The organism is Devosia sp. LC5 (assembly GCF_000735585.1).
Lineage (GTDB): Bacteria > Pseudomonadota > Alphaproteobacteria > Rhizobiales > Devosiaceae > Devosia.
Genome location: NZ_JNNO01000025.1, coordinates 1 through 12,086, shown reverse-complemented (window position 1 = coordinate 12,086; position 12,086 = coordinate 1). Strand labels below are relative to the sequence as shown.

Here is a 12,086-nt window from a genome sequence, read left to right as displayed (position 1 = left end):
AACAGTCCTAATTCTTGAGATGGGCCAGTACGGCCTCGATCACATCACCTGCCACCACATCCTGCGGTACATCGCGCGACAGCACGGTCACATGCGCATCGGCATAGATGGGATAGCGTTCGGCGATCAATTTTTCGAGCGCCTGGCGCGGATTGGCCGTCTTGAGCAGCGGGCGGTTGGAGCGCCGTGACACCCGTTCGAACAGAATATCGGCCTCCGCCTTGAGCCAGATCGAGATGGCTTCGGCATTGACCAGCGCCCGCGTTTCCGGGCTGACAAAGGCGCCGCCGCCCGTGGCCAGAACAATATCGGGGTCCTTGAGCACCCGGGCAATGACGCGGGCCTCGCCGGCCCGGAATTCGGCCTCGCCGCGCTGCTCGAAGATCTCGGGGATGCTCATCTGCGCGGCTTTCTCGATCTCTTCATCGCTGTCGAGAAACACCCGGTTGAGCTTGGCCGCCAGCCGCCGCCCCACTGTCGTCTTGCCCGCCCCCATCATGCCGACAAGCACGATCGGCCTGCCGGCCAACAGGGCGGCAAGTTCCTCGGCGCGGGCCTGCCGCTTTGCCGGATCGGATCGGCTCAATTGGGGCTCCAAGTCTTGTTTGCGCGCTATCAAGCCGTCCCGGTCCGGCCTGTCAAGAACATGCGGGCGCTTCCTTCATTTCGGGGAGGCAAAATCGGCAAACTGGACTATGCCTACCAGATGGAAACCATTTGCAGGCAATTTTACGCAAAGAGTTCAACCGCCGGATCGCCATGCCCACGCTCATCCGCCTGATCATCATTCTGCTGTTTCTCGCCGGCCTGGTCTATGGCGGCATGATCGCGCTGGTGACCTATGTGCAGCCGACGCCCAAGCAAACCACGATCCGCATTCCCCAGCGCGACCTGCTGGGCGGCGGCGAACCCACCCTGCCCGGCCAGGCACCCGCTCCCACCGATCCGGCGCCCACGCCGTGAACGGGGATCATCTCATCGGCTCATTCCTTGAAATGATGAGCGCCGAACGCGGCGCCGCCAAAAACACCATCGAGGCCTATCGCCGCGACCTCGCCGATTATGCCGGCTTCGTCAAAGCCCACAAGCAGACCCTGCTCACCGCGCCGCGCGAAACCGTCACCGCTTATCTCGATGACTTGCGCAGCCAGGGCCTGTCAGCTTCCTCCAGCGCCCGCCGCCTCTCCGCCATCCGCCAGTTCCACCGCTTCCTCTGCGCCGACAATCTGCGCGGCGACGATCCGACCCGCATTGTTTCAAGCCCCAAAAGCCGCCGCGCCTTGCCCAAAGTGCTGTCCATCGCCGAAGTGGACACGCTGCTGACCACGGCGGAAGCCGAAGCCAATGCGGCAGGCTCTCCGCAAAAGCAGGCTTCCGCCCTCCGTCTCTATCTGCTGCTCGAACTGCTTTACGCCACCGGCATGCGCGTATCCGAACTGGTCAGCCTTAAACGCGCCGCTGTGATGCGCGACGCCAGTTTCATCACCATTACCGGCAAGGGCAACAAGGAGCGCGTCGTGCCCGTCAATGACCGCGCCCGCGACGCCATCCGCGTCTATCTCAAGACGCTGCAACCCGGCCCCTATCTTTTCCCCGCCACTAGCGCGGAGGGTTATCTTTCCCGCCAGGTCTTTGCGCGCGACCTCAAGAACCTGGCCGGCCGCGCCGGCATCAAATCGGCTCGCGTGGCCCCGCATGTGCTGCGCCACGCCTTTGCCAGTCACCTGCTGGGTGGGGGCGCCGACCTGCGGGTCGTGCAGATGCTGCTCGGCCATGCCGATATCTCGACCACCCAGATTTACACCCACATTCTCGACGAAAAGCTGAGAAGCCTTGTCGAACAGCACCATCCCCTGAGTGATCTGAGAAAATAGGTGGCTGTACGGCACTCGAAATGTTAGCCAAATGTGCACCGATTAAGCGCATTCGCGTTGTAGTCTTGACTCGGAGGTGATCGGTCGCCACTTTCCGGCCACTTTGGGGCGCAAGAGCAGCCCCTTACTTCTATGGTCGCAACAAAACGACCCCAAACGGGCGGTGGGATGCAGTCTTATCTCGATTTCGAAAAGCCGGTAGCCGATCTTGAAGGCAAGATCGCCGAACTCAAGTCGCTCGCGGCGACCGACCAGGCTGTGTCCATCGATGAGGAAGTCAACCGCCTGTCGAGCCGCGCCGACGAGGCGCTGGTCGAGATTTATAAAAAGCTGACGCCCTGGCAGAAAACCCAGGTCGCCCGCCATCCCCAGCGCCCCCATTTCTCCGATTATGTTTCGAGCCTGATCACCGAATGGAGCCCGCTTTCGGGTGACCGCAAATTCGGCGAAGATGCCGCGGTTCAGGCCGGTTTCGGCCGGTTCAACGGCCAGCCCGTCGCCATTCTGGGCCAGGAAAAGGGCAATTCCACCGAAAGCCGCCTCAAGCACAATTTCGGCATGGCCCGTCCCGAAGGCTACCGCAAGGCCGTCCGCATCATGGACATGGCCGACCGCTTCAATATTCCGGTCATCTCCTTCGTCGACACCGCCGGCGCCTATCCCGGCATCGGCGCCGAGGAACGCGGCCAGGCCGAGGCCATTGCCCGCTCCACCGAAAAATCGCTCGAACTGGGCGTACCCAACCTTGCCATCATCATCGGCGAAGGCGGCTCGGGCGGCGCCATCGCCATTGCCACCACCAATCGCGTGCTCATGCTCGAACACGCCATCTATTCGGTGATTTCCCCCGAAGGCGGCGCCTCGATCCTCTGGAAAGACGCGGCCAAGGCCCAGGACGCAGCCACCACCATGAAGATCACCTCGGCCGATCTTCTGGCTTTCGGTGTGGTCGATGGCATCATTCCCGAGCCCACCGGCGGCGCTCATCGCCACCCCGAGCAGATCATGGCGTCCACGAGCGCGGCCATCGACAAGTTCCTGGCCGACTTTGCCGGCAAGGGACGGCTGGAAACCCGCGAACATCGCCGCGAAAAATTCCTGGCCATCGGCACGACGCTCTAGGAGAGCCATCACATCTTTGCGTGAACGGCCCGCTTCCAGCCAATTTTTCGGCATGGTAAGGAATCGTTCACCGCGAATACTCATGCTGCGGTAACTATGGCCCGCTAAGGGTCAGCCCATATTATCGCATCATCTGGCGGCTTCCGGTGTCCACGCTTCTGCGCAATATCTGCTCGCTGATCATCCTGCTGTGGCTGGCCTTCGGGCTCGTCGCGTGCACCGGCTTCGTCAAGGGCGGCAATGAGCGGGCCAACCGGCCACTGTCGAGCGAAACGCTGGCGGGCCTGGCTCGTATCGGCTCCTCGCCGTCCGAGCCCATGGTCATCCGCGTCTTCAAACAGGAAGAAGTGCTCGAGGTGTGGAAACGCACCAAATCGGGCCAATATGCGCTCTTCAAGCAATACGCCATCTGCGCCTATTCGGGCGCGCTAGGCCCCAAGGTCAAGGAAGGCGACTATCAGAGCCCTGAAGGTTTTTACACCATCACCCCTGGCCTGATGAACCCGAACTCGTCCTACTACCTGGCCTTCAATGTCGGCTTTCCCAATAAGTTCGACCGTGCCCATGGCCGCACCGGCTCCAATCTGATGGTGCATGGCGATTGCAAATCGGTGGGCTGCTTTGCCATGACCGATGCCGGCATTGCCGAGATTTATGCCCTGGCGCGCGAAACCTTCAAGGGCGGCAATCCGAGCTTCCAGATCCAGATCCTGCCCTATCGCATGAATAGCACCAAGCTCGCTCAGAACGTGGCCAGCCCGCATCTCGATTTCTGGCGCAATATCAAGGAGGGCTCGGACCTGTTCGAACTGACCAAGACGCCGCCCGTCTGGGATGTTTGCGAAGGCCGCTATATTTTCAACGCCGGCAATCGCACGCCGCTCGACGCACTAGGCCCGTGCCCGCCGGTAAGCCGCAGCCCGCAATTGCTGGCGCTGCAGGCCGCCGACACCACGGCGATCGAGAGCCATCAGACCAGCGCCCAGCGCAAGGCCAGTGAGCAGGCCGCCATCAAGGCGCGCGGCGAGGCGATCAATGGCGCCGTCACAGGGCTGTTTGGTGGCCTGGGCAATGTGTTTGGCGGCGGCAAGGATGCCGATATCGTGCCGGTGATGAGCGGAAAAATCGCCCCGATCCCCGCTATTCGCCCTTGAAGCGCGGCTAACGGGCGCCGACATCAGCGCGTGCAATTTGGCTGAGCATCATGCTTGGGCCGCATTCCGGCGCAATGACAGCGCGCTGGCGCATGATGGAGACCTGGCAGTGCAAGAGACCTGGACACTGGGCGGCGTTTCCAAGGAAGAGCCGGCCACCGCTTTCCCCCCTGGCGCCCGAAAACCGCCCCGCCAGCCGGGCACCGGCCGGGTGCTGAGCTTTGTCGTGGGCCTGGTCGGTGTGGCCGCCATTGCGGCCTCCGGCTGGGTCTATACCGAAACCCAGCGCGATATCGCCCGCATCTCCACCGACATCGCCCAGATCCGCCTGAGCCTGGCGCTCTATGGCCAGCAAGGCGCGGCGGCGCCCTCTACCCCGGCCCCAGCCGGCAATGACGGGGCCGTGCAGGACCTGGCCAATCGCCTCGCCATCCTCGAACAGAACTGGCGCAGCGGTGCGGCCCCGGCCGCCCTGCCGGCCATTCCGGGGGCACCGGATGCGATGCCCGAAAGCCCGGCGGCCAACGCAGCCAATGCCGATTGCCTGCCCGATGGCATGCGCATCCTGGTCTCGGCCGGCGACAGCTATCCGATCTGCAACACCACAGCCAAGGTGGATATCGCGGTGGTGGACAATGGCTTCATCACCCTGGCCGGTGGCACCACAATCGCCTCGGGCGCCACCATTCCCCTGCCCGACAGCACCTGCAATATCAGCGTCATGTCATCCGGGGACGGCGGAACCACCGGCTTCGCCGAAATCCGCGTGAAGTGCTGAGCGCGCAGCGCGCCATCCTATTCCGCACAAACAAAAAGCCCGGGCATCACTGCCCGGGCTTTTTTGTTGAGCCAAACCGGCGCCTAGAACGCCCCGTGGCAATGCTTGAACTTCTTGCCCGAACCGCAGGGGCAGGGCGCGTTACGCGACACGCCAACCAGCAGCTTGGGATCGACGGGCCGCAGCGAGGGATCGCTGCCCACCGCCCCCAGCGAATCCGCAATCGTGTCGCCGCCATCGGCATCGTTCTCGCCGGTCAACGGATCGATATGGGTTTCGCGAATGCGGGAGAAATCAGGCGCCGGCGGCGCCACCGGGCGCGGCTGCAGCACGACATGGCTGAGCTGGGTCGTCACCAGCTCGCGCATATTGGTCAGCAGCGCCTGGAATAGCTCATAGGCTTCCTGCTTGTATTCGTTGAGCGGGTCGCGCTGAGCGATACCGCGCCAGCCCACGACCTTGGAGAGGTGATCCAGCGTCACCAGATGCTCGCGCCAGAGCCCATCGATCGACTGCAGCAGGATGGTCTTTTCCACCTGGCGCATCACGGTCGGATTGGGCGTACCGGCCGCCTCAAACGCTTGCAGCGTCTGGGCTTCCTTGGCCGCTGCGGCCGCGTCGGCCGCCTCGATCAGCCGCTCGGTTACGGTTTCGGCATCAATCCCCTCTTCCTCGGCCCATGCCTTCACCGGCACGTCAAGATTGAGATAGGTCTTGGCGGCTGCTTCCAGCTGCTCGGTGTTCCACTGCTCGGGATAGGAGCGCGGCGGGATAGCCTTGGCAACCAGCGTTTCCACCAGATCGTGGCGCATATCGACCACCGTCTCGCTGACATCCTCGGCATCCATCATTTCCAGACGCTGCTCGAAGATCACCTTGCGCTGATCATTCATCACGTCGTCGTATTTGAGGATGTTTTTGCGGATATCGAAATTGCGCGCCTCGACCTTGCCCTGTGCCCGCTCAATCGCCTTGGTGACCCAGGGATGGGTGATCGATTCACCCTGCTCGAGCCCCAACTTGCCCAGCATGGAATCCATCGATTCCACCGGGAAGATGCGCATCAGATCGTCCTGCAGGCTCAGGAAGAAAGCCGAATGGCCCGGATCGCCCTGACGGCCCGAACGGCCACGCAACTGGTTGTCGATACGGCGGCTTTCGTGCCGCTCGGTGCCGATCACCATCAGTCCACCAGCAGCCAAAGCCTTCGCCTTGTCCTCGGCAATAGTCTTCTTGATATCGGCGATCTTGGCCTCGCGCGCCTCGCCCTCAAGCCCGGCGGTCTCTTTCTCGATGCGCATTTCGAGATTACCGCCCAGCTGAATGTCGGTGCCGCGGCCGGCCATATTGGTGGCGATGGTGATCGCACCTGGCAGGCCCGCATCGGCAACGATAAAGGCTTCCTGCTCGTGGTGACGCGCGTTCAGCACGTTCATGCTGCCGACATTCTTCTTGCGCAGCAACTCGGCCAGCATTTCCGACTTTTCGATCGAGGTCGTGCCCACCAGCACGGGCTGGCCGCGCTCCTGGCATTGCTTGATCAAATCGGCAATGGCATCGAACTTCTCGGCCGCCGTACGATAGATCGCGTCTTCATCATCCTTACGCGCCACTGGCAGATTGGTGGGGATGGTGACGACATCGAGCTTATAGATATCGGCGAATTCTTCGGCTTCCGTCGAGGCTGTGCCGGTCATGCCGGCCAGCTTCTTGTAGAGGCGGAAATAGTTCTGGAAGGTGATCGAGGCCAGCGTCTGGTTTTCCGGCTGGATCTTGACGTGTTCCTTGGCTTCGAGCGCCTGATGCAGGCCTTCCGAATAACGGCGGCCCGGCATCATGCGGCCGGAGAATTCATCGATAATCACCACTTCGTCGTCGCGGACGATATAGTCCTTGTCCTTGCGGAACATCTTGTGCGCCCGCAGTGCCGAATTGGCATGGTGCACCAGGGCGACGTTTTCCACGTCATACATAGACGCCGACTTGAGCAGGCCATCGGCCGCCAGACGCTCTTCGAGTTTTTCGATGCCGGCATCGGTAAACGTCGCCGAGCGCTGCTTCTCGTCGATCTCGAAATCGCCTTCGTCGAGGATTGCCATCAGCTCGTCGATCTTGACGTAAAGATCGGAGCGGTCCTCGGACGGACCCGAAATGATCAACGGCGTGCGCGCCTCATCGATCAGGATCGAGTCCACTTCGTCGACGATCGCATAGGCATGGCCGCGCTGCACCATCTGGGCGCGCGTATATTTCATGTTGTCGCGCAGGTAATCGAAGCCGAATTCGTTGTTGGTGCCGTAGGTGATGTCGGCGGCGTAGGCGGCCTTGCGCTCCGGGTCGGTCAGCCCGTGCACGATAATGCCGTAACTCATCCCCAGGAAATTATAAATCTGCCCCATCCAGGCGGCGTCGCGGCGGGCCAGATAGTCGTTGACCGTGACGACGTGGACGCCTTCACCGGTCAGAGCATTGAGATAGACGGCAAGCGTTGCCACCAGCGTCTTGCCTTCGCCGGTCCGCATCTCCGCGATCGAGCGATCGTTCAGCACCATGCCGCCGATCAGCTGCACATCGAAATGCCGCATGCCCAGCACGCGCTTGGATGCTTCGCGCACCGCAGCGAAAGCCGGCACGATCAGTTCGTCCAGCTTGGCGCCCTTTTCCAGCCGCGACCTGAATTCGGCCGTCATGCCGCGCAGCGCGTCATCGCTCATCTTGGCGAATTCGGGCTCGAGTGCGTTGATCGCATCCACCTTGCCCTGGAACCGCTTGACGTGCCGATCGGACGGAGAACCGAATATCCGCCGGGCGAGCGCAGCAAGTGCCATATGTCAGGTCCTTTTTTTGATCACCGGCGCGGACGCGCAAGGCCTAGGCGGTCTCGGTCGGGCACCTTACCCGGCTGGCCTCGTCGGCGCGATGACAAAGCCGTTGCGGCTTCACGATCTCGTTTGTCCCCGTGGCAAGTCAGGACGTCATTGTCCATTGCCTTGCCAAGGGCCTTGAAAAGCGCGTGAGATGTAAGAGCGAGCCATTGTCTTGTCAACGCCGCCGAAATGGGCGACACCTCCTGCGCCCGCCGGAAACCCGGCCCAAACCGGCAATTAGGCCTGTCTTCTGCCGCCGTCTCCTCACAAGTAGCGGCGCGGCATATTTTGGCCCCGATGCCGTGTGAGGGCAGGCCGACCAGTAACGAGCCCAGGCGCCACCGGATGCGCCGGCCAAGGAGAATGTCCTGATGTCCTTTTCGACCCTGCGCCATGCCACGACTGCCAGCGTGCTGGCGCTGCTCATGGCGGCCAATGCTGTCGCTCCCGCTTTTGCCCAGGACGCGGCCCCCGCTCCCGCCGCTGAGGCGCCTGCTGCCGAGGCACCCGCGCCCGTCTCCCCCGATGCCGTGGTGGCGACCGTTGGCGGGGAAACCATCACCGAAGCCGATCTGAGCTTTGCGGCCGAAGACCTGACCCAGGAACTCAGCCAGATGCCGGCCGACCAGCGCCGCCCGTTCCTGCTGCGCGTGCTGATCGACATGAAGGTCATGGCCGAGGCCGGCCGCGATGCCGGCATGGGCGACACGCCTTTGTTCAAGCAGCGGCTGGCCTATCTTGAAGAACGCGCCCTGCGCCGCGCCTATTTCGCCGACGCAATTGCCAATTCGGTGACAGAGGAAGCCGTGCGCGCCGAATATGACAAGCTCGTCGCCGACTTCAAGCCAGCCGAGGAAATCCGCGCCAGCCACATCTTGGTCGCCACCGAAGAAGAAGCCAAGGCGATCAAGACCGAACTCGATGGCGGGGCCGATTTTGCCACCATCGCCAAGGAAAAGTCGATCGATCCGGGCGCAGCCAATGGCGGCGATCTCGGCTTTTTCGGCAAGGGCATGATGGTTGCTCCCTTCGAGGAAGCTGCTTACGCCCTGACCGAAATCGGCCAGGTCTCCGAGCCGGTGCAGTCCCAGTTCGGCTGGCACATCATCAAGCTCGAAGAAAAGCGCCAATCCGCTCCGCCCACGTTCGAGCAGGTCGCCGGTCAGCTGCAGCAGCAATTGCTGATGACCACTTTTGACGGCACCGTCGCCAAGCTGATGGAAGGCGTCACCATCGACATTCCCGATGCCGCCCTCGACGCCGCCGTCAAGGCACAGTCCGAGCCGGCCGCCGCTGCGGGCGAAGGCGAAACCGTTCCCGCCGCACAGTAAGCGTCGTTATGCTCCGGGGGTTAACAGCCCCCGGACCAATTGCCGGGCTGCCTGCCGCATCTCCTGCGGGTCGGCTATCAGCCGCCCGGTCAGCAGCCGGTGCCAGGCAAAGCCCGCCAGCATGTCGGCGGCCAGCCCGGTATCGATATTCGCTGCCAGCTCGCCCCGCGCCACGCCCCGCTCGAAAATCTGCCCAGATTGCTCGCGCCGTTCGCGAGCATAGGCCCGCAGCGAAGCGGCGGCGGTCTCATCGCGTTGGGCTTCGGCGACGATAAAGCGGAAGACCTGCCCGGCACCGGTATTGCCCCAATGCGCAAAGACGCCGGTGAAGAAGGCAACCACATCGCCCTCCACGCTGCCGGTATCCATATGCACATTTGCCGGCTTGTGCCGGTGATAGACCTCGAGCAGCAAGGCCGTACGGCCCGGCCACCATTTATAGATGGTCGGCTTGCCGGCCCGCGCCCGCCTGGCCACCGCCTCGATGGAAAAACCAGCAATGCCTTCCTCTTCGACGATGGCCTCGGCCGCGTCGAGAATGGCCTCCTGGGTATCGGGATTGCGCCGCGCCCCGATGGATCGGCGGCGCGCCTCGCTATCGTCTGCGCTGGGCTCTGTCATATCCGTAATATCGGGCAAAACTGGTCGAAAGAAAAGACTTGAACGAAACGTGTCGTTCCCATATATAACGAAACGTACCGTTTCAATGGAGCTTGGAAATGAAGCCCTCTCTCGCTGCGCGCCTGCGCATGGCCGCCATCATGACCCTGGCCGTCTATCCGGTCGTGACCCTTTATCTCTATATACTGATGCCGCTCACCACCGGCTGGGAAATCTGGCAGCGGAGTCTCGTACTGGTGCCCTTCATGGCAACCACCATCGTCCTGCTGGTCGTGCCGCTGATTACCCGCTATTTCGGCGCGTTTATCGCCGGCCGCAAACCCGCTGGCACCCAAGCGGCGTGAGGCCTCAACACACAGGTGAGCAATGAAAAACCCCGCCAGCGAAAGCCAGGCGGGATTTTCGCCATTAGGGCTCCAGCTCGATGTCCCAATAGAGATAGTCGAGCCAACTCTGGTGCAAATGGTTGGGCGGGAAGGCGCGGCCATTATTGTGCAGGTCGTGCACCGTGGGGTGATACGGCGCCTGATGGGGATACATCTTGATTTCGCTGGGCAGCCGGTTGGCCTTGCGCAGGTTGCAGGGCGCACAGGCGGCCACGACATTGTCCCAGGTGGTCAGCCCGCCCTTGGAACGCGGAATGACATGATCGAAGGTCAGATCATCTTTGGAGCCGCAATATTGGCACTGGAAGCGATCGCGCAGAAAAACGTTGAAGCGGGTAAACGCGGGATGCCGCGCCGGCTTCACATAATCCTTGAGCGACACCACGCTGGGCAGCTGCATTTCGAAGCTGGGCGAGTGGATGACCGTATCGTAATGGCTGACAATATTGACCCGGTCCAGGCACACGGCCTTGATCGCATCCTGCCAGGACCACAATGACAAGGGATAATAACTGAGCGGCCGGAAGTCGGCGTTCAGAACGAGTGCGGGACAGGCCTCAGGCGACACGTGGATCGTCACTTGAGTCTCCCGGATCGGGAATCGAGTAAGTCCATAGCCCCTTTATACTAGGCCCTTTGTGTCAGGGCTGTGAAGCGGGCACGTGCAGAGTAATCAGCGATTATTTTTCAAGCTGATCGGCTATGAACGCGCTGGCAAAAGCCAGACCATCCGGCGCAATGCCATGCCCCACTCCGGCGCTTACATGATAGGCAACATCATATCCGGCCAATCGCAGCGCCACATCGGCATCGGTGCTGAACTCGGGATCGACCACCGGGTCCATGTCCCCGTGCACGAGGCATACCGATGGCTTGGCGAACTGTCCCTCGGCAAACCCTTCTGCGGGCAGAAAGGCGCCGGAAAAGGCAATGATCCCCATCAGCGGCTCCGGCAGTGACAGGCCCACATGCAGCGCCATCATCGCGCCCTGGCTGAACCCGGCGAGGATGGTCCGCTGCGGCATGACCCCGGTCTGCCGCCACAGATCGTTGAGAAACTCGACCAGCACCGGGCGGGCCTGCACCACACCCAATTGCCGGCTGGCCAGCCGATCGCCCTCATAGTCGATATCGAACCACTGATAGCCCGCCCCACTGAGCCGGCATGCCTCGGGCGCATTGGGCGACACGAATAGCGCATCCGGCAAAATATCCTGCCAATGCGGCGCTAGCCCGATCAGATCGGCACCATCGCTGCCATAGCCATGCAACAGCACCACAGCGTGGCTAGGCCGGGCGCCCGACTTGGGTGCAAGCATGGGGCCGGAGAGTTTTGCAGACATGAGCGATTTCCAAAAATGACCGGCGCACCCTGCCCCGCCATCGCGCAAAAATCCAGCCGCAAAGGCCTACATCTGGGGCAGTGGCTCCACCGCCAGCAGCAGGGACACCAGCTGGCTTTGTTGCTTGGTATCGGTCTTGCGGAACAGATGTCCCAATTGGGTACGCACTGTCAGGATCGATACGCCATTGTTACGCGCAACATCGCCCAGCGCCCGCCCGCTCGCCAAAGCCGCCGCCAGTGCAGCCTCCTTTGGCGTCAGGTCGAACATGGCGCGGATCCGATCCTCAAAACCCGGCGGCAGCCGTTCGGAGAGATCGCGCAACGCAATATGGGCGCCCCGCAAGGCGGGCAGGCCCTGCACGAAAAGATTGCGCGCCGGGACGATCGACAATGCGATGGCATTGCCGGTTTCAGGATGGGTGGCGAGCATGTCGGTGCCAATGCTGCCCGCGGGCGCATTGGCGCGCTGCAAGGCCGCCATGAATTCTCGCATCTGCGAGGGGTGAACCAGAAGCAGCGCGCCGAGCCGCCCGCTGATGGCCGAACCGGGCTCTGCCATCAAAGCCTCGGCGGCGTCATTGGCCCAGACCAGCTTGCCAGTGCCGGAC

The 12,086-nt window shown here is 62.3% G+C and carries 13 protein-coding genes; 7 read left to right on the top strand and 6 right to left on the bottom strand.

The window, feature by feature from the left end; all coding sequences use genetic code 11:
- Positions 1-7: 7 nt before the first annotated feature.
- Complete coding sequence (locus tag FF80_RS13740; protein WP_035101522.1) at positions 8-586, bottom strand: shikimate kinase; 579 nt, start codon at positions 584-586, stop codon at positions 8-10.
- A 173-nt stretch (positions 587-759) separates the two neighbouring features.
- On the opposite strand from FF80_RS13740, the gene FF80_RS22235 reads away from it, so the two are divergent.
- The 5 genes from FF80_RS22235 to FF80_RS13715 all read left to right on the top strand — a co-directional run bounded on the left by FF80_RS22235 (position 760) and on the right by FF80_RS13715 (position 4,928).
- Positions 760-963, top strand: a complete 204-nt coding sequence (locus FF80_RS22235; protein ID WP_244445780.1) for a histidine kinase — start codon at positions 760-762, stop codon at positions 961-963.
- Positions 960-1,874: a site-specific tyrosine recombinase XerD gene (xerD, locus tag FF80_RS13730; protein WP_035101518.1), complete on the top strand. Its 915-nt coding sequence runs from the start codon at positions 960-962 to the stop codon at positions 1,872-1,874. Before FF80_RS22235 ends, xerD begins: the two co-directional genes overlap by 4 nt.
- Before the next feature lie 168 nt (positions 1,875-2,042).
- On the top strand, positions 2,043-2,996 hold the full coding sequence (locus FF80_RS13725; RefSeq protein WP_035101517.1) for an acetyl-CoA carboxylase carboxyltransferase subunit alpha: 954 nt from the start codon (positions 2,043-2,045) through the stop codon (positions 2,994-2,996).
- 146 nt (positions 2,997-3,142) lie between these two features.
- Complete coding sequence (locus FF80_RS22105) at positions 3,143-4,150, top strand: murein L,D-transpeptidase family protein (RefSeq protein ID WP_200877209.1); 1,008 nt, start codon at positions 3,143-3,145, stop codon at positions 4,148-4,150.
- 109 nt (positions 4,151-4,259) lie between these two features.
- Entirely contained in the window at positions 4,260-4,928 is a 669-nt protein-coding gene (locus tag FF80_RS13715; RefSeq protein ID WP_152558382.1) for a hypothetical protein, read from the top strand.
- An 83-nt stretch (positions 4,929-5,011) separates the two neighbouring features.
- On the opposite strand, the gene secA is transcribed toward FF80_RS13715, so the two are convergent.
- A complete protein-coding gene (secA, locus tag FF80_RS13710; RefSeq protein WP_035101515.1) occupies positions 5,012-7,756 on the bottom strand; it encodes a preprotein translocase subunit SecA in 2,745 nt (914 codons plus the stop codon).
- 410 nt (positions 7,757-8,166) lie between these two features.
- Between secA and FF80_RS13705 the strand changes: the two genes are divergently transcribed.
- Positions 8,167-9,126 (top strand): peptidylprolyl isomerase, encoded by a 960-nt coding sequence (locus FF80_RS13705; protein ID WP_244445779.1) that lies wholly within the window; start codon positions 8,167-8,169, stop codon positions 9,124-9,126.
- 6 nt (positions 9,127-9,132) lie between these two features.
- Here FF80_RS13705 and FF80_RS13700 read toward each other — a convergent pair whose 3' ends face one another.
- A complete protein-coding gene (locus tag FF80_RS13700) occupies positions 9,133-9,747 on the bottom strand; it encodes a TetR/AcrR family transcriptional regulator (RefSeq protein ID WP_035101513.1) in 615 nt (204 codons plus the stop codon).
- Between the two features lie 98 nt (positions 9,748-9,845).
- Here FF80_RS13700 and FF80_RS13695 point away from each other — a divergent pair, with 98 nt between their 5' ends.
- Entirely contained in the window at positions 9,846-10,091 is a 246-nt protein-coding gene (locus FF80_RS13695; protein WP_035101512.1) for a hypothetical protein, read from the top strand.
- A gap of 64 nt (positions 10,092-10,155) precedes the next feature.
- On the opposite strand, the gene FF80_RS13690 is transcribed toward FF80_RS13695, so the two are convergent.
- The 3 genes from FF80_RS13690 to FF80_RS13680 form a co-directional block, all read right to left on the bottom strand.
- Positions 10,156-10,713 carry an HNH endonuclease gene (locus FF80_RS13690; RefSeq protein ID WP_035101511.1) on the bottom strand — a complete coding sequence of 186 codons (558 nt, stop codon included), beginning with the start codon at positions 10,711-10,713 and terminating at the stop codon, positions 10,156-10,158.
- A 100-nt stretch (positions 10,714-10,813) separates the two neighbouring features.
- A complete protein-coding gene (locus FF80_RS13685) occupies positions 10,814-11,476 on the bottom strand; it encodes a hypothetical protein (protein ID WP_035101509.1) in 663 nt (220 codons plus the stop codon).
- A 66-nt stretch (positions 11,477-11,542) separates the two neighbouring features.
- Positions 11,543-12,086 (bottom strand): helix-turn-helix transcriptional regulator (locus FF80_RS13680; protein WP_035101507.1); only part of this gene is annotated, 544 nt, incomplete at its 5' end.